The 16,958-nt window shown below is 48.1% G+C and carries 16 protein-coding genes; 12 read left to right on the top strand and 4 right to left on the bottom strand.

Annotated elements, in window-relative coordinates; genetic code table 11:
- Positions 1 to 160: 160 nt before the first annotated feature.
- The 10 genes from BCOA_RS18370 (at position 161) to BCOA_RS18320 (ending at position 11,544) form a co-directional block, all read left to right on the top strand.
- On the top strand, positions 161 to 3,253 hold the full coding sequence (locus tag BCOA_RS18370) for an MMPL family transporter (protein WP_014095623.1): 3,093 nt from the start codon (positions 161 to 163) through the stop codon (positions 3,251 to 3,253).
- 281 nt (positions 3,254 to 3,534) lie between these two features.
- Positions 3,535 to 5,214 carry a putative bifunctional diguanylate cyclase/phosphodiesterase gene (locus BCOA_RS18360; RefSeq protein WP_014095622.1) on the top strand — a complete coding sequence of 560 codons (1,680 nt, stop codon included), beginning with the start codon at positions 3,535 to 3,537 and terminating at the stop codon, positions 5,212 to 5,214.
- A gap of 166 nt (positions 5,215 to 5,380) precedes the next feature.
- On the top strand, positions 5,381 to 5,596 hold the full coding sequence (locus tag BCOA_RS18355; protein ID WP_014095621.1) for a hypothetical protein: 216 nt from the start codon (positions 5,381 to 5,383) through the stop codon (positions 5,594 to 5,596).
- A 131-nt stretch (positions 5,597 to 5,727) separates the two neighbouring features.
- Positions 5,728 to 6,492, top strand: coding sequence for a 2,4-dienoyl-CoA reductase (fadH, locus tag BCOA_RS18350; protein ID WP_014095620.1), 765 nt, complete (start codon positions 5,728 to 5,730; stop codon positions 6,490 to 6,492).
- Positions 6,493 to 6,514: 22 nt separating this feature from the next.
- Positions 6,515 to 7,423, top strand: coding sequence for an acetamidase/formamidase family protein (locus BCOA_RS18345; protein WP_014095619.1), 909 nt, complete (start codon positions 6,515 to 6,517; stop codon positions 7,421 to 7,423).
- A 337-nt stretch (positions 7,424 to 7,760) separates the two neighbouring features.
- Positions 7,761 to 8,012 carry a YkuJ family protein gene (locus BCOA_RS18340; RefSeq protein WP_013858910.1) on the top strand — a complete coding sequence of 84 codons (252 nt, stop codon included), beginning with the start codon at positions 7,761 to 7,763 and terminating at the stop codon, positions 8,010 to 8,012.
- 167 nt (positions 8,013 to 8,179) lie between these two features.
- On the top strand, positions 8,180 to 8,626 hold the full coding sequence (cbpB, locus tag BCOA_RS18335; protein WP_013858911.1) for a cyclic-di-AMP-binding protein CbpB: 447 nt from the start codon (positions 8,180 to 8,182) through the stop codon (positions 8,624 to 8,626).
- A 120-nt stretch (positions 8,627 to 8,746) separates the two neighbouring features.
- Positions 8,747 to 9,586: a LysR family transcriptional regulator gene (locus BCOA_RS18330; protein WP_014095618.1), complete on the top strand. Its 840-nt coding sequence runs from the start codon at positions 8,747 to 8,749 to the stop codon at positions 9,584 to 9,586.
- Between the two features lie 61 nt (positions 9,587 to 9,647).
- The gene (gene dapD, locus BCOA_RS18325) at positions 9,648 to 10,358 is read left to right on the top strand and encodes a 2,3,4,5-tetrahydropyridine-2,6-dicarboxylate N-acetyltransferase (protein WP_014095617.1); all 711 of its coding nucleotides are present in this window, start codon (positions 9,648 to 9,650) and stop codon (positions 10,356 to 10,358) included.
- Positions 10,359 to 10,425: 67 nt separating this feature from the next.
- Positions 10,426 to 11,544, top strand: a complete 1,119-nt coding sequence (locus BCOA_RS18320) for an N-acetyldiaminopimelate deacetylase (RefSeq protein WP_014095616.1) — start codon at positions 10,426 to 10,428, stop codon at positions 11,542 to 11,544.
- Positions 11,545 to 11,581: 37 nt separating this feature from the next.
- Here BCOA_RS18320 and yhfH read toward each other — a convergent pair whose 3' ends face one another.
- The 4 genes from yhfH to BCOA_RS35200 all read right to left on the bottom strand — a co-directional run bounded on the left by yhfH (position 11,582) and on the right by BCOA_RS35200 (position 14,432).
- Positions 11,582 to 11,716, bottom strand: coding sequence for a protein YhfH (gene yhfH, locus BCOA_RS34460; protein ID WP_013858915.1), 135 nt, complete (start codon positions 11,714 to 11,716; stop codon positions 11,582 to 11,584).
- Positions 11,717 to 12,173: 457 nt separating this feature from the next.
- Positions 12,174 to 13,841, bottom strand: coding sequence for a ribonuclease J1 (gene rnjA, locus BCOA_RS18310; RefSeq protein WP_014095615.1), 1,668 nt, complete (start codon positions 13,839 to 13,841; stop codon positions 12,174 to 12,176).
- A 4-nt stretch (positions 13,842 to 13,845) separates the two neighbouring features.
- Positions 13,846 to 14,052: a DNA-dependent RNA polymerase subunit epsilon gene (locus BCOA_RS18305; RefSeq protein ID WP_013858917.1), complete on the bottom strand. Its 207-nt coding sequence runs from the start codon at positions 14,050 to 14,052 to the stop codon at positions 13,846 to 13,848.
- A gap of 128 nt (positions 14,053 to 14,180) precedes the next feature.
- Positions 14,181 to 14,432: a hypothetical protein gene (locus BCOA_RS35200; protein WP_142743390.1), complete on the bottom strand. Its 252-nt coding sequence runs from the start codon at positions 14,430 to 14,432 to the stop codon at positions 14,181 to 14,183.
- Between the two features lie 368 nt (positions 14,433 to 14,800).
- On the opposite strand from BCOA_RS35200, the gene pdhA reads away from it, so the two are divergent.
- Together pdhA and BCOA_RS18290 are read left to right on the top strand one after the other, a co-directional pair.
- Positions 14,801 to 15,907: a pyruvate dehydrogenase (acetyl-transferring) E1 component subunit alpha gene (gene pdhA / locus BCOA_RS18295; RefSeq protein ID WP_014095614.1), complete on the top strand. Its 1,107-nt coding sequence runs from the start codon at positions 14,801 to 14,803 to the stop codon at positions 15,905 to 15,907.
- A 3-nt stretch (positions 15,908 to 15,910) separates the two neighbouring features.
- Positions 15,911 to 16,888, top strand: coding sequence for an alpha-ketoacid dehydrogenase subunit beta (locus tag BCOA_RS18290; protein WP_014095613.1), 978 nt, complete (start codon positions 15,911 to 15,913; stop codon positions 16,886 to 16,888).
- Positions 16,889 to 16,958 lie beyond the last annotated feature (70 nt).

Here is a 16,958-nt window from a genome sequence, read left to right as displayed (position 1 = left end):
CGTTTTTAATCATGTTACTTTTTAGTCAATTATACTACTTTTCGTTTATTTTGGAAAGAAAGCAACATAAAAATGCCCATTTTTTTACATACTTCTGCGGCCGTTTGTTTTATAATGGTTCAAGAGTTATGCGATCACAAGCTTGGGAGGAAACCAGTTCATGAAGCGATTGGTGCAGTTGAAATGGATTGTTGTTTTAGTATGGGCAATGATCAGCATTTTATTGGCATGGAAAGCGCCGGCAATGGAACCATTAGTCAGGGAAAAAGGCCAGATTAAGGTTCCGGAAGGCTATGCCTCGCAACGGGCGGCTGAAATCAAAAGCCGGCACCAGCAGACAGAAAACCACGGTACAAGCGTCATCATCGTGTTCCATGACCGGGTGAAAATATCCGGCCATGAGATGGGGCGTATCCGGGGCACGCTTGAACGGCTGGAAAAAAATAAAAAACAATATGCGATTATGGGGCTGACAACTCATTTTCACGAGCCGGCCCTTAAAAGTGAGCTTGTCTCCAAAGACGGAAAAACGGTGATGGCCATTGCCAGCGTGGATCCGGGCGGAAAGTCTTTTAAAACAGTGCGCGCGGCTTTGCAGAAAGCGGTAAAAACGCCGGGCGTCGAGGTGATGATGACCGGCAACAGGCTGATCAATGAGGATGTCACGGACAGCTCGCAGGCGGGCTTGAAAAGAACAGAAGCGATTACGATTGTATTCATCCTGGCCGTCCTTGTGCTGGTGTACCGTTCAATCGTCGCGCCGCTCATTCCGCTTTTAACGGTCGGGCTTTCTTATCTTGTCAGCCAGTTTATCGTTGCGATACTCGTCGACAAGCTGGATTTTCCGGTTTCAAATTTTACGCAAATTTTTCTCGTTGCCGTTTTGTTCGGGATTGGCACGGATTATTGTATTTTGCTGCTCAGCCGCTTTAAGGAAGAACTGGCGGATGGCAAAGAAACAGTTGCGGCCATTCTTGCGACTTACCGTTCGGCCGGGAAAACGGTGCTGTTCAGCGGTATTGCCGTTCTGATCGGTTTTGCCTCGATCGGGCTTGCCAGTTTTAAACTGTACCAATCCGCTTCCGCCGTTGCGGTCGGGGTAGCCGTTTTGCTGCTTGCCTTGTTTTCAATTGTGCCGTTTTTTATGGCTGTGTTAAAGAAAGGGCTGTTCTGGCCTGTGCGCGGGGACATTTCCCACCATGAAAGCAAAATTTGGGAACGGGCCGGCCTTTTTGCGCTGGCAAGGCCGTTTCTTTCCCTTGCGATTGTGGCGGTGATCATGGTTCCGCTATTGATCAGCTATAACGGCAAGCTGTCTTTCAATTCACTTGATGAACTCGGGGACAACTACGATTCCGTAAAAGCGTTCAACATCATTGCCGCCAGTTTCGGCGCCGGGAAAGCGATGCCGGCCGAAGTCGTCCTCGAAAATGACGAATCTGTCAAATCAAAAGACTATCTCGCTTTAATCGAGAAAATCAGCGCGGATCTGGATAAAGTCCCGCATGTTGCACAAGTTCAAAGCGCGACAAGGCCGGACGGTTCGGTGATGAAAGAAATTTATGTCAAAAACCAAGCCAAAACATTGGGCGAAGGGCTGGAAAAAAGCCATAACGGCATTCAGAAAATCAAATCAGGATTAACGGGGGCATCCGGTTCCCTGGAAAACGCCAAATCAAAGTTTAAAGAAGCAACCGACGGGATCGGAGAGCTGGAGGCCGGTTCAGAGAAAATCTCAGCCGGCATGGGGAATCTGTCAAACTCGCTCAGCCGGATTGAAGAAGGCATCCAGAGCGGTTCGGCGGGCGCGGACGAACTGAAAAGCGGGGTAAAAAATGCCCAGCAGCAGGCAAAGGAACTGCAGTCCGGTTTTAACCAGCTGTATGGAAAATACCAGCTCGTCCAGTCTGGCATCCGCCAGTTTATCAGCCAAACGGACCAGTTGCCGGCTGATATTCCGAAGCAGGTCAGCTCCCTGCAAGCGGCTTACCAGGCGTTTTTAAAAGATAATCCGGAAGCAGCGAATGACCCGCAATTCCAAAAAGTGCAGCAGGCGATGAATGAGCTTGGGCTCGGCACCGGTAATGACAATGATACCATTGTCAGCCTGTACCGCCAGATTGATGCCGTCACAGCAACATTGGAAAGCGTGGACGCAAAACTTTCAGCGATTTCCGCCGGGCTTGGCCGCTTTGCCGATGGGTTTACGCCGATCATCAACGGGCTTGATCAGCTTGAAAACGGTTTGAACCAGACCGCAGCAGGCCAAAACGAAGTGATCCGGAAAATCCCGGCGCTGCAAAAAGGGCTTCAGGGGATCGCGGACGGCCAGGCACAGCTGAAAACCGGCCTCACGACGTTTGGAACCCATATGAATCAGCTTTCCGATGGTCTTGATAAAAGCGCAGCAGGACTCGGGAAAATCGAATCCGGGTTGTACGATGCCGGTTCTTATCTGAATGATTTGGCGGATGAAACAAGTATGGAACAGTCCGGCATTTATATTCCGGATGCCCTGCTTTCAAATGCGGATTATCAGAAAGCGCTTGGCCATTATATTTCGAAAGACGGAAAAATGGTGACTTTTCATCTGATATTAAATGAAAACCCGTATTCCAACAGGGCAATGGCTGATATTAGTCATATCAACCGGGCATTAAAAGACGCCGTAAAGGGGACAAAATTGGAAAATGCCCACATCGGGATCGGCGGCGTGTCAAGCATCAACCGCGATTTGGATAAGATGTCGAAAGCGGATTACACGCGTACCGTTACTTTTATGCTGATCGGGGTGGCCGCCGCACTTTTGATTTTCTTGCGGTCGATCGTCATGCCGCTCTATTTGCTGGCGTCCCTTCTTATCACTTATTTTGCATCTGCCGGTTTAACGGAAATCATTTTTGTCCATCTGCTCGACTATCCGGGTATCAGCTGGGCGGTGCCGTTCTTCGGTTTTGTCATTTTAATCGCGCTCGGTACCGACTATTCCATCTTTTTAATGGAACGGTTCAATGAATACCAGCATTTGCCTGCAAAAGAGGCGATTTTGCTTGCCATGAAAAAGATGGGGACCGTTATTCTTTCTGCAGCCATCATTCTTTCCGGCACTTTTGCGGCTATGATGCCGTCCGGCGTTTTATCATTGCTGCAAATCGCCACCCTGACACTTACCGGGCTTCTGTTTTATGCCTTGATCATGCTGCCCTTGTTTGTGCCGGTGCTTGTAAAAATGCTTGGGAAGGCAAATTGGTAGCCCTTTATCGCAAATCAGAAGTAAAAAAGGGGCAACAAGTGAGCGACGGGCGGATCACTACCGACGGAAAAAGACAAAAACCGGGAGTGGCGGGACCCGGCAAATGGATGGCCGGCCTAGAAGGAAAGCAACGGCCGCGGATTTCCCGGCCGCACTTTCCGCCCCGGTTTTTTGTATTTTAACTATGCTTTTCGTACATTTCTCTGTAAAATAGAAATATACTTTCACCTGAGTTTTTCAGCGTCAGCAAGCATTTTCTTGATCAGAAAAAGGATGATATTATGGACAAATCGAAAGCTGAAGGACAAACAAAGAAATTCCAGGAACTGCCAATCGATGTTTTTTTCAGCCGCGATTTTCTTTCCAAGCTTTCCGAGACGGTCAGTGTTTTGAAAGTGGAGAACGGGCCGGCGTTTAAGTTTGTTTATGTGAACAAAGAAGAGCAGATGGAAAAAACCGGAAAATTTCTACAGGATGTCCTCGAGGAAGAGGAAGCCGCCCGGTTTGAATATTTTTGCCAAACTGCGCTGGAAGATAACAAAGCTGTCGACTTCATCCATCATTCGGATGCAAGGCGCATCCTCCATACTTCTTTGGCCGGCATGAACGGCGGAGAGTGGGTGATTGCCATTACAAGGGATGTGACAGCACTGCTGGATGGCGAACGGATGCTTCCGGATGCACGTACATATCAGCTTGACCCTTTAACAGGCCTTTGGAACAGGCACGCTTTGCTGGATCGGTTGAACAGGAAAACGGCGGAAGCAAAAAAAGGCGCGCCCCATCCGGCTGTATTATATATCGATCTTGACCGTTTTAAATATTTTAACGATATTCTTGGCCAGCATGTCGGCGATGAAATTTTAAAACGGATAGCCATCCGCCTGAAGCAGCTTCCCTTTTCGGATTACGAAGTGTACCGCCAGGGCGGCGATGAGTTTATCGTGCTTACGGCCGGGTGCTCACGGGAAGAAGTGAAACAAATGGCGGAACAGATCCTGGCGCTCTTTTATGACCCGTTTAAAATTGAAGGGGAAGATTATTTTTTGACGCCGTCCGTTGGCATCAGCCTGTTTCCGGAAGACGGCGAAGACGGGGAAACGTTAATCAAACATGCGGACACGGCTCTTTTTAAAGTGAAGGAACGGGGGAAAGGGCATTTCCTTTTTTACAGCAAAAAAATGGATGCCGACTTCCATAATTATATTTTGATGGAAGCCCATCTCCGCCGCGCCATTGAAAAAAACGAGCTGGCCGTCCATTATCAGCCGCAAGTGCAGCTCGATACGGGCAAAATTAAAAGTTTTGAAGCCTTGTTGAGATGGCGCAACCCGAAATTCGGTAATGTCCCGCCTTTGAAATTCATTCCGCTTGCAGAAGAAACAGGGCTGATCACTTCAATCGGCGCGTGGGTGATCGATCACGTATGCGCGCAAATTGCACAATGGCGGCAAAAAGGGTGGGCCGGTTTCCGGGTCGCTGTGAATATATCCCCGAAGCAGTTTCTTGATCCCGGCCTGGCCGGACTTATCGGAAGAACGCTTGAAAAATACAAGCTGCCTGCGTCCGTGCTTGAAATTGAAATTACAGAAGGCGCAATGGAAGATAAAGGCCATATTTTAAAAGTGCTTAGCAGCCTGAAAGAAATGGGGCTGACGATATCGGTCGATGATTTCGGAACCGGGTATTCTTCTTTGAACTATCTTAAAAAATTTCCGGTTGACATTTTAAAAATTGACCAGTCTTTTGTCCGGGAACTGGAAAACAGCCAAAAAGATGCGGCCATTACAAAAACGATCATTCACCTTGCCCACCAACTCGGGCTTGAAGTCGTCGCGGAAGGGGTCGAGGAACAAGGACAGGTGGAGTTTTTGCAATCGGCCCGCTGCCAGAAAGCACAAGGTTACTTCTTCAGCCGACCTGTCCCCGCTGAAGAAGTGGAAAAGCAGCTGTTTGTGTAAAATCCGTCCGGTTAAATTGCAAAAACGTATTTTCTTTTCTCCTGACTAATGGTACATTGTATGGTATGGTATAGAAAAAAGTACTTCACCAAGACGGCTCTTTCTATCGTTTTCGGTGCCAGCCGAAATCCGGGCCGCATTTTTGGACACGGAAGGAGCGTTCAAAATGAGCGAAAGAATGGACATGATTTTTATCCCGGCGGAGGCTGGATATATTAAAGTTTACGTTTTCGGTTTTTTGCGTGACAGTGCCTGGGGGCAGGCGTATGCGGAATATAACGGCTTGACGGTTGTGGTAAAAGGCTATAATCGTAAGAAAACGATCATCCGGGCATTAACGAAGCTGCATGAGTCCTTATTAAAAATAAAAAAAGATTCTTAGTTTCATACGCCCTGGAAGCACTCGGGCCGGGGCACTGGGATCGTTTGCGACGGTATCCGGCAGCTTGCCGAATCCGTTGATTTTTTTATATATAATGAATGGCTGTTCATTCATGAAAGGGGAGAAGGTTGATGAAAGAAAAAGTTGTCATCGTAACAGGCGGTTCAAGCGGAGTGGGGAAGGCAATGGCGAATAAATTTGCGCAGTCAGAAGCAAAAGTTGTCATTACAGGAAGGGATGAAGAAAAATTAAAGGCAACAAAAGCGGAACTGCTCCGTTACCATTCTGATATTCTCACGGTGCAAATGGATGTCCGGAATCCGGAAGATGTACAGAGAATGGTGGAAGAGACAGACAAAAAATTCGGGCGCATTGATTTTCTTGTCAATAATGCCGCCGGAAATTTTATCTGCCCGGCGGAAAAATTATCGGTAAACGGCTGGAATGCGGTCATCAATATTGTCTTAAACGGGACATTCTATTGTTCACGGGCGGTTGGAAACTACTGGATCGAAAAAAAGATCAAGGGGAGCATCCTCAATATGGTCGCCACCTATGCCTGGGGGGCAGGAGCCGGCGTTGTCCATTCTGCAGCGGCAAAAGCGGGTGTGTTATCCTTAACACGTACACTTGCGGTGGAATGGGGCAAAAAATACGGCATCCGCGTCAATGCGATCGCGCCCGGCCCGATTGAAAGAACAGGCGGTGCGGGCAAGCTGTGGGAATCGGAAGAAGCGGCAAAAAGGACATTAGACAGTGTCCCGCTCGGACGGCTCGGAACGCCGGAAGAAATTGCCGAACTTGCTTTTTTCCTGTTCTCGTCCCATGCTGCCTATATCAATGGAGAAGTGATTACAATGGACGGCGGCCAGTGGCTGAATCAGCATCCTTTTTAAACGGCCGCGAAAGGAGCGGATCATGCAGCAACTGAAAAAAGAACATTTTATCACCCATTTTTCAGCGGAAAACAAGCCGGCTTACAAAGTCCGGCTGAACGAAACGTTTGCCGTGGAGACGTTTGATTGCTACGGCGGAAAAATCACATTGGAAACCCAGCTTAGGACGGAAGTGGACATTCCCTTTATCAACCCGGCGACAGGCCCGATTGAGATTGAAGGGGTTAAAAAAGGCGACATCCTTTGTATCAACATTCAAAATATCGAGCTGGATGAAGCCGGTGTCATGGTGCTTTACCCTGGGATGGGGGTGCTCGGCGAGGATGTAAAAGAAACCGATACGCGCATCATCCGTGTGAAAGACGGTCACATCCAGTTTAACAGCCAGCTTCAATTTCTGGCTGCCCCGATGATCGGCGTTATCGGCGTTGCCCCGGAAAAAGGCGCGGTGCTTTGTGAAACACCCGGGGACCATGGCGGCAATATGGATACGAGATGGATCACAACGGGGTCGACATTGTACCTTCCCGTTTTCCATGATGGTGCCCTGCTTGCGCTCGGCGATCTTCACGCCGCAATGGGGGACGGGGAACTGGACGGTTCCGGCGTGGAGATTGGCGGAAAAGTCACCCTGCAATGCACGAAACTGGCCGGCGCGCCCGCTATCGGCATGCCGGCCGTTGAAACCGACCGCGCATGGTTTTTGATTTCATCGGCAGAAACCGTGGAAGCGGCGACGAAAAAAGGGATGCGAGCGGCTGCAAACAGGTTCCGGGCTGCTTTCGGGCTTGGGTTTAATGACGCCTACAGGCTGTTGAGTGCCACATGCTCCCTAGAAATCAGTCAGATTGTAAATCCGCTTGTGACGGTCAGAATAGCTGTGCCGAAAGCTGTTTTGCCCGATTTGTTCGCGCCGGGCCCTCTGCTTTAAAAGCAGGACACTGAAAAAGTATTCAAGAAACGGTGAGACACTCTGGATGAGCGGTGTCTCGCCGTTTTTATGTTTTCTTTTCAATTTTTTGGAGCGGCTTCTTTTAAAACAGGAGTTTTTTCTCCGGGACAAATCGCAAAAATGTTACAAGGTCTTCCCCGATTTCGGATAAAATAAGGACAGAAACGGCACAAAATGAAAAAATTTGCCGCCGCTCCCTTTTCTAAGCGAAGGTTTTACTGTAAAATTCGAATGGGACAGGTTATCATTTGTGTGAATAAAAGGGTGAATGCCGGCATCCAAAACCGGTACTCACGTTCGTTGAAAGGAGTCCATTATGTCTCAATTATTAGGTATTATCCAAAGACTGCAGGCGATGCAGGAAGCAAAAGATACAGGGGAAGTCCAGCAACGGCGTTTTGAAGTGAACGGCAAGGCGCTCTGCCAGGTGAAATTTTTCCCGCAGACCGGAACGTTTGAACTGGAAGTATTCGATGGGCAAAAACACGCCAGCAAGTACCAGTTTGACGATCTGGATATTGCCGCCATCGAAATCTTTGATATCGTCCAGGAAGGCTCTGACAGTTAAAAAATTTTTTCGCCCGGCACAAAGCCGGGCGTTTTTCTTTCGTCAATCAAGTCCTGTTTATGATAAAATAGTAGTGATCCATCATGCATCAACGGCAAACGAAATAAGCATCTCCTCTTGAAGGTTTTTGTACCTGAAAATACGGAAGAAAAGGAGATTTTTGCAAGATGATTTCATTGCAGAGCCAGGAATTTCTTGAACCGAAAATCATGGATTTTATGATCCCGTCTGAAAAAGTGGCCCATGTGCAGGTTGGGAACAGCCTGGAACATGCTTTGCTCGTGCTGACGAAAAGTGGGTATGCCGCTGTTCCGGTTTTGGACGCCAGCTACCGACTGCACGGCCTGATCAGTTCCGCGATGATCACCGATTCCATTTTGGGGTTGGAACGGATTGAGTTTGAAAAACTAGGCGAGATTAAGGTGGAACAGGTCATGAAGGCGGACATTCCACGGCTGAATGTGCATGACAATTTTGAAAAAGCGTTGCGCTGGCTTGTTGACCACAATTTTTTATGTGTTGAAGACGATGAAGGATTTTTTGCCGGCATTTTTACACGGCGTTCGCTTCTGAAGGAATTGAACCATCATATTCATAAATTGAATCATTTTTAGCGGTGGCACCGCGCAAATGGCTGCGCGGTCCTTTTTTCCATAAACCAAAGAAAACGGATTGGGGTTAACATGAATTTTTCGGAGTGTCAGTTACTGTCTGTTTTAGCACAGGAGTTAAATATGCGGAAGGCGGCTGAACGGCTGTTTGTGTCGCAGCCCGCCTTGTCGCAAAGGCTGCAGTCGATTGAAAAGCAGTGGGGAGCGCAATTGTTTCTCCGCACGCAAAAAGGGTTGATCATAACGCCTGAAGGGGAACTGGTCATCCAGCTCGCCAACGAAATGCTCGAAAGGGAAGAAAATGTGCGGGAAGCCATCCGCACGCTCGACTCAAAAGTGTACGGAACATTAAAAATCGCCTGCGCCACGATCGTCGGCCAAAACTGGCTGCCGAAAGTACTGAAAACATTCGTTGAAAAATATCCGGAGGCAAAAATCTCGCTTGTTACGGGCTGGAGCAGTGAAATTTTGCGGTCCATTTACGAAGATGAAGTCCATATCGGCATTGTCCGCGGCTTGAATGAATGGAAAAGTACGAAAATCCATTTGTTTGAAGATCCGCTCTTTCTTGTAGACCAGGAAATTGACACCCTTGAAAAGCTGCCGGCTGCCGACCGGCCGTTTATCCAGTTTAAAAGCGATTCGAATTATTATCAGGAAATGATGGACTGGTGGCACCGCGAGTTTCAAACTTCCCCGAAACAAACAATCGTAGTAGACCAGATCGAAACGTGCAAGCAAATGGTTTTTAACGGTATTGGCTATGCGATTTTGCCTGCGATCACGCTGGACGGGGCGGAAATCCGCCATCTGCACAAAATTCCGCTCGAAGGGGAAGGCGGGGAGCCGCTGAAACGCGACACATGGCTGCTCGGTTATGACGCCGCGTTTCAATTGAAGCAGGTCCGTGCTTTTGTAAAAGTGGTGCGTGAATTTATTGCGGCGCAGCCCCATATCCTTTAAAATGAAACATATGCGCAAATGATCACATTTACGTGCGAATCTGCTGTCAGGAGGCATACATATGGACATGATGGATGCAAATGAAATCATTTCATTCATAGCAAACAGCAAAAAATCAACACCTGTAAAAGTATATGTGAAAGGAAATGTCGAAGGCCTTGATTTCGGTGAATCAGCCCGTGTTTTTGCAGGCGGCGGCATGGCTGTCGTCTTTGGTGAATGGGAAGAGATTTCGGCCGTGCTGGAAGCAAACCGTGGCAAAATCGCGGATTATGTTGTGGAAAATGACCGCCGCAACTCGGCCATTCCGCTTCTCGATTTAAAAGGAATCAACGCCCGCATTGAACCTGGCGTCACGATCCGTGACCGTGTGGAAATCGGCAATAACGCCGTCATTATGATGGGGGCCGTAATCAATATTGGCGCCGTCATTGGAGAAGGCACGATGATCGACATGAACGCCGTTTTAGGCGGCCGTGCAACAGTCGGGAAAAACTGCCATATCGGAGCGGGCACCGTGCTTGCCGGGGTCATTGAACCGCCTTCTGCGAACCCGGTTGTCATTGAGGATGATGTATTAATCGGGGCGAATGCTGTGATTCTGGAAGGCGTACGCGTCGGAAAAGGGGCGGTTGTGGCAGCCGGTGCGGTCGTCACGCAAGATGTGCCGCCGCATACCGTTGTTGCGGGCATTCCGGCAAAAGTGATCAAAGAAATTGACGAAAAAACAAAATCCAAAACCGAAATCATGAAAGACCTCAGAAATTTGTAAGCCGGGGACGGGTGCCAAAAAAACGGTGCCCGGCCTTTTTTGCCATACCGGAAAGGAAGGACTGGATATGGAAACGAATTTGATTGCCATCAGGCGGGATCTGCACCGGATTCCCGAACTCGGATACAAGGAGCATAAAACACAGCGGTACATCCTTGATTTTATTTCGCGTTTGCCAAAAGGCCATCTTGAAGTGAAAACATGGAAAACCGGGGTGCTTGTAAAAGTAAAGGGGACCTGCCCCGAAAAAAAGATTGGTTACCGGACGGATATAGACGGCCTGCCGATCAAAGAAGAGACAGGGTTCCCGTTTCAATCGGAACACGAAGGAAACATGCATGCGTGCGGTCACGATTTTCATATGACGATTGCACTCGGGATTTTATCGCATTTTGCAAGCCGGCCCGTTAAGGATGATCTGATCTTTATTTTTCAGCCGGCAGAAGAAGGGCCTGGCGGGGCGAAAGCGATGCTGGAAGAAGTGCTGCACGATGAATGGCAGCCGGACCTTGTGATGGCACTCCATGTTGCGCCGGAATACCCGGCTGGTACGGTGGCGGTAAAAAAAGGGCTGCTGTTTGCCAATACATCTGAACTGTATATTGACCTGGAAGGAAAGGGCGGGCATGCGGCCTATCCGCAGCATACAAAGGATATGGTGGTGGCGGCGGCCCATCTGGTGACCCAGCTCCAGTCTATTATCTCACGCAATATCGACCCGCTCGACAGCGCAGTGGTGACCATCGGGAAAATCACCGGCGGCACGGTTCAAAATGCAATCGCGGAACATGCACGCCTTGAAGGGACGATCCGCACGTTATCGAGCGAAGCGATGGAAAAAGTGAAGCACAGGATTGAAGCACTCACAAACGGGCTTTCGGCCGGTTTTGAGTGCCGGGCGGAAATTGATTACGGCTGTAATTATTACCAGGTGTTCAATCATCCGGAAGAGACCGCCCGCTTTATGGATTTTGTCCGAAGCTACGAGGGGGCGCACCTGCATGAATGCAGGGAGGCTTTAACAGGGGAGGATTTCGGCTATATGTTGAAAGAAATCCCTGGCTTTATGTTCTGGCTCGGTGTCGGGTCACCATACGGGCTGCACCATGCCAAATTTGCGCCGGACGAACGAGCGCTCGAGACAGCTGCCGATTTGATGATAGCCTATATTTTATCGTTGCAATAAAAAAGAAGGGGATTTCCCCTTCTTTTTTATTACGGCGTTATTCTTCTTTTTTGGAAAGGCAATGGTCGCATTCCAGCATGTATGATTCTGCTTGTTCTTCAATCGGCTGACCGCATTCAGGGCATTGTTTCGCAGGCAATGTTTTAAAAAATTCAACTGGGCTCATCATCATTTTTCATCCATCTCCTTTTTCGTGTTTGGATTTTTAGGTTGTTATAAAACCATTCAATGATGCTGCGACAGCCGGGCCCGGGCTGGTGTCAGCAAAAGCATGTTTTATAACAACAAATCATTTATCCTTCTGTTATAATACAGTATATACCCTGAAATTTGTTTTGTACAGTACTTTTTGCAAAAAAAAATAAAAAATTCTTTTCAAGCGGATGGATAAAATTGGAAACGTTTCCTCTGCAAAACGCCGGCCGGATCGGGTACACCGGTTTGGCACGCCTTTTTCAAACAGACATACAAAAAAGCACTATGCTAACGGGGAGGACACTGAAAAAATGTGTTTTAAATTTATTTATACAATGCAAAAAAACGGCGAGACACGATGAATGGTGGTGTCTCGCCGTTTTTCGTTTTCTTTTGGACTTTTCAAGTGGGCTTCCTGACGGGATCCCCTTTTTTTAAACTTCCATAATAATCGGCATAATCATCGGCCGGCGTTTCGTTTTTTCGTATAAAAACGGCGCCAGCGTATCCGTAATTTCATTTTTGATTTCGGCCCATTGCGTCGTTTTCCGTTCCATCACTTTATTCAAGTGCTTTGTGATGATCGTTTGCGCTTCGTTGATCAAATCGCCGGATTCACGCATGTACACAAAGCCCCTTGAAATAATGTCAGGGCCGGATGCAATTTTAAACTCGTTCATATTGATGGCCACAACGACAATGACGAGCCCTTCTTCAGAAAGGATGCGGCGGTCGCGCAAAACAATATTGCCGATATCGCCAATGCCGCTCCCGTCAATATAGACAGAGCCGGATGGGATTTTGCCAGCAACTTCTGCGGTGTCATGACCGAGCGCCAGCACTTCCCCGTTATCCATGATAAAGCAGTTTTCTTCCGGGACGCCACAGTCGTTGGCAAGCTTGGCATGCATCCTGAGCATCCGGTATTCACCGTGGATTGGCATAAAATATTTCGGTTTGATCAGCCGCAGCATCAATTTCTGTTCTTCCTGACCGCCATGGCCTGATGTGTGCACATTGTTCAAAGACCCGCTGATCACATCGGCGCCGGCGCGGTACAGCAAATTAATCGTCCGGTTGATGCTCGTCGTATTACCCGGAATCGGGGAGGAAGAAAAAACGACGGTGTCGCCCGGTTGGATCTGGATCTGCCGGTGCGTGCCATTTGCAATTCTGGACAGAGCCGCCATCGGTTCGCCCTGGGTACCGGTACAAAGAATGGTAACCCGGTTGGCCGGCAGACGGTTCAATTGTTGTGTGTCAATAAACGTATCTTTCGGGGCACGGATATAGCCGAGATCACGGCCGATTTCAATCGCCGCTTCCATACTACGCCCGAACACGGCAATTTTCCGACCCGCCAAAACAGCCGCTTCCGTCATCTGCTGCAGGCGGTGGATATTGGAGGCAAAGGTTGCAAAAATAATCCGTCCGTCCACTTTCCGGAAAATATCCTGAATGCTTTCCCCGACACGTCGTTCAGACATCGTAAAATGCGGCACTTCGCTGTTTGTGCTGTCGGACAAAAGGCAAAGCACGCCTTCTTTTCCGATTTCGGCCATTTTCGTTAAGTTGGCCGGCTCACCCACTGGTGTAAAGTCAAACTTAAAGTCGCCGGTGTGCACGATATTGCCCGGCGGCGTTTTGACGACGATGCCGTAAGAATCCGGAATGCTGTGCGTCGTCCGGAAAAACGTAACAGATGTTTTCCGGAATTTAATCACATCGTCTTCTTTAATTTCAATCAGCTTTGTCTGCCGGAGAAGGCCGTGCTCTTCCAGCTTGTTCCGGATAAGGCCGAGTGCAAGCTTCCCGCCGTAAATCGGGACATTGATCTGGCGCAGCAAATACGGAATGCCGCCGATATGGTCTTCATGCCCGTGCGTAATAAACAGGCCCTTAATTTTGTCCGCGTTTTTCACGAGGTAGGTATAATCCGGGATGACATAGTCGATTCCGAGCAGTTCATCTTCCGGAAATTTGATGCCTGCATCAATTAAAATGATTTCATCTTGAAATTGTACGCCATAAGTATTTTTTCCGATTTCGCCTAATCCGCCGAGGGCGAAAACCGCTGTCTGGTCATTTTTAACAAATTTCATACAGTTACTCCGTTAATTTAAAATTTTCCTGCTGCTTTTCGTATTCAAGATATTTTCCCTCAAGCAGCTGAATGTATTCAATGTTGATTCGGCGGTCTTTCAACTTTTGGCGTACTTCCCTTTCCGATCCGGCTTCAATATAGAACGTCTTCGTGTTTTCCCGGACAGGAATCTCTTCAGGATTTTCCTGGTAATACACTTTGTAAATCATGATTAATCTCTCCTTGCTCCGTTTTCAATGTAACTTTTTCTATTATATATAAATCATGGTACATATCACAACTTTTTCATGGCCTTTTTTTCATAAAGAAAAGAATAATCCCTCTGGAAAAGAGGGATTCAAAAGTTCAGGCGATTAACTTTTTGCGCAGCATATCTTTCCACTGTTTTAAAAGCTTCTTCCTCAGCTTTTTTAACATTGTGGATCAACTCCCTACTTCTATTGTAATATTTATTTGGATATTGTAAAGGCGTGCGGCTCATCTTGTCCTTTATTATATGTAGGGAAAATGCGGAACCATCACGCCAAAATATGACAATTTCCGGCATGCCGGGAAAGATTGCTGCAAAAAATGGCAGCGTTTGCAACAACGTTTCGGGCCCGCGGAACCGGTTTTCCTGAAAACCTTCTCTCGCAACGTTTCCGCTTTTATAGTACAGTTTAAATTGCATATTGATACAGTTTTCCCGGGGAGAATGATTCGGTATATTAAAAAAATATCGGATAGAAAAAGCGTTTATAATTGACGCTTTTTTATTTTTCATGTACTCTATATATGTTGAATATAGTGTTGTATTAGTCACATCCGCTTTTTTATTGATACAGCGCTTTTTTGGCAGGCCAAAAATGATTGCGGTTACTTGAAAGAATTGTCGGTTTCTGCAGTAAACACACATTTTTTAAAATCGGCGAAATTGTATATCCATATATGCGGATAAAGAAAGGATTGGTGAACGGGATGGCTTCACGCACAAACCTTGATGAAGTAAAGACGCTTCATGATATTGAAGAAAAGTTTGAAACAGTCCAAATCTTAAATGAAGAAGGGAAAATTGTAAACGATTCCCTCATGCCGGATTTAACGGATGAACAGCTTCAGGAAATGATGCGGAGAATGGTGTATACGCGCATTCTTGATCAGCGGTCCATTTCCTTGAACCGCCAAGGCCGCCTCGGGTTTTACGCGCCGACTGCCGGCCAGGAAGCTTCCCAAATTGCTTCCCATTTTGCACTTGAAAAAGAGGACTTCATTCTCCCGGGATACCGCGATGTGCCGCAGCTGATCTGGCATGGCCTTCCGCTTGAACAGGCATTTTTATGGTCGCGTGGACATGTGGACGGGATGAAGGGCATTGAAAAATTGAACATTCTCCCGCCGCAAATCATTATCGGCGCTCAGTATGTGCAGACTGCCGGCGTTGCGCTCGGCATTAAAAAACGCGGCAAAAAGGCCGTTGCCGTGACATATACAGGGGACGGCGGCAGTTCACAAGGGGACTTTTACGAAGGCATCAACTTTGCGGGTGCTTTTAAAGCCCCAGCTGTTTTTATTGTTCAAAACAACCAGTTCGCGATTTCAACGCCGCGTTCCGTGCAAACTGCGGCCAAAACACTGGCGCAAAAAGCGGTGGCTGCAGGCATCCCGGGCATTGTAGTGGACGGCATGGACCCGTTTAGTGTATATGCGGCGGTAAAACGCGCGCGCGAACGGGCGCTCGCCGGAGAAGGTCCTTCTCTGATTGAAACGATCTGCTACCGTTTCGGCCCGCATACGATGAGCGGGGACGACCCGACGCGTTATCGTACGGAAGACCTTGACAATGAATGGGCGAAAAAAGATCCGCTCGTCCGTTTCCGCAAGTTCCTCGAACAGAAAAACCTGTGGAGCGAAGAGCAGGAAAATGAAACGATCGAACAGGCGAAAGAAGATATTAAAGCTGCCATTAAGAAAGCGGACAGCGCACCTAAACAGAAAGTGACGGATCTGATCTCCGTGATGTACGAAGAACTTCCGCAAACTTTAAAGGAACAATACGAATTTTACCAAGCAAAGGAGTCGAAATAAGCCATGGCCCAACTAACGATGATACAGGCAATTACGGATGCGCTCAGGACCGAGTTGAAAAATGATGAAAATGTTTTGGTATTCGGTGAAGACGTCGGCGTAAACGGCGGCGTCTTCCGGGCAACGGAAGGGCTGCAAAAAGAGTTCGGCAAAGACCGCGTCATCGATACGCCGCTCGCCGAATCCGGCATCAACGGGCTTGCCATCGGGCTTGCGCTCCAAGGGTTCCGGCCGGTTCCTGAAATCCAGTTTTTCGGCTTTGTTTTTGAAACGATGGACTCGATCCACGGCCAGATGGCGAGATACCGGTTCCGCACCGGCGGGGATTTGAAAATGCCGATTACGATCCGCGCTCCTTTCGGCGGAGGCGTGCATACGCCGGAAATGCATGCGGACAGCCTCGAAGGACTCATGGCGCAAACACCGGGCATTAAAGTTGTAATTCCGTCCACGCCTTATGATGCGAAAGGGTTGCTTATCTCCGCGATCCGGGACAATGACCCGGTCGTTTTTCTCGAACATATGAAACTGTACCGTTCTTTCCGGGAAGAAGTGCCGGAAGAAGAATATACGATTCCGCTCGGAAAAGCCGATGTAAAACGGGAAGGAAAAGATATTTCGATTATCGCTTACGGCGCAATGGTCCATGAATCATTGAAAGCAGCGGATGAACTTGAAAAAGAAGGGTACTCCGCAGAAGTGGTTGATCTCCGTACAGTCAGCCCGCTTGATGTAGAAACGATTGTGGCGTCTGTGGAAAAAACAAACCGCGCCATTGTCGTCCAGGAAGCACAGCGCCAGGCTGGTGTTGCGGCAAACGTCGTTGCGGAAATCAACGAACGCGCGATTTTGAGCCTGGAAGCACCAGTATTGCGCGTAACAGCGCCGGATACCGTTTATCCGTTCTCGCAGGCGGAAGGCGTTTGGATTCCGACCTATAAAGATATTTTGGAAAAAGCAAAAGAGACATTGACATTCTAAACCGGTTTTTGCCGTAAACGGGTGATGGCGGCGCGTTGAACCGAGATACATTCCAATCAAGTTTTTTGCT

Origin of the sequence: Heyndrickxia coagulans 36D1 (assembly GCF_000169195.2) — a bacterium.
Classification (GTDB): Bacteria; Bacillota; Bacilli; order Bacillales; family Bacillaceae_C; genus Weizmannia; species Weizmannia faecalis.
The sequence above is the reverse complement of the archived record's forward strand: the minus strand, read 5'-3'. Positions and strand labels throughout refer to the sequence as shown.

What these genes read in the sequence shown, in the direction of transcription:
- BCOA_RS18370 (WP_014095623.1), top strand. Translation starts at nt 161, where the DNA reads ATGAAGCGATTGGTGCAGTTGAAATGGATTGTTGTTTTAGTATGGGCA.
- BCOA_RS18360 (WP_014095622.1), top strand. Translation starts at nt 3,535, where the DNA reads ATGGACAAATCGAAAGCTGAAGGACAAACAAAGAAATTCCAGGAACTG.
- BCOA_RS18355 (WP_014095621.1), top strand. Translation starts at nt 5,381, where the DNA reads ATGAGCGAAAGAATGGACATGATTTTTATCCCGGCGGAGGCTGGATAT.
- fadH (WP_014095620.1), top strand. Translation starts at nt 5,728, where the DNA reads ATGAAAGAAAAAGTTGTCATCGTAACAGGCGGTTCAAGCGGAGTGGGG.
- BCOA_RS18345 (WP_014095619.1), top strand. Translation starts at nt 6,515, where the DNA reads ATGCAGCAACTGAAAAAAGAACATTTTATCACCCATTTTTCAGCGGAA.
- BCOA_RS18340 (WP_013858910.1), top strand. Translation starts at nt 7,761, where the DNA reads ATGTCTCAATTATTAGGTATTATCCAAAGACTGCAGGCGATGCAGGAA.
- cbpB (WP_013858911.1), top strand. Translation starts at nt 8,180, where the DNA reads ATGATTTCATTGCAGAGCCAGGAATTTCTTGAACCGAAAATCATGGAT.
- BCOA_RS18330 (WP_014095618.1), top strand. Translation starts at nt 8,747, where the DNA reads ATGCGGAAGGCGGCTGAACGGCTGTTTGTGTCGCAGCCCGCCTTGTCG.
- dapD (WP_014095617.1), top strand. Translation starts at nt 9,648, where the DNA reads ATGGACATGATGGATGCAAATGAAATCATTTCATTCATAGCAAACAGC.
- BCOA_RS18320 (WP_014095616.1), top strand. Translation starts at nt 10,426, where the DNA reads ATGGAAACGAATTTGATTGCCATCAGGCGGGATCTGCACCGGATTCCC.
- yhfH (WP_013858915.1), bottom strand. Translation starts at nt 11,716, where the DNA reads ATGATGATGAGCCCAGTTGAATTTTTTAAAACATTGCCTGCGAAACAA.
- rnjA (WP_014095615.1), bottom strand. Translation starts at nt 13,841, where the DNA reads ATGAAATTTGTTAAAAATGACCAGACAGCGGTTTTCGCCCTCGGCGGA.
- BCOA_RS18305 (WP_013858917.1), bottom strand. Translation starts at nt 14,052, where the DNA reads ATGATTTACAAAGTGTATTACCAGGAAAATCCTGAAGAGATTCCTGTC.
- pdhA (WP_014095614.1), top strand. Translation starts at nt 14,801, where the DNA reads ATGGCTTCACGCACAAACCTTGATGAAGTAAAGACGCTTCATGATATT.
- BCOA_RS18290 (WP_014095613.1), top strand. Translation starts at nt 15,911, where the DNA reads ATGGCCCAACTAACGATGATACAGGCAATTACGGATGCGCTCAGGACC.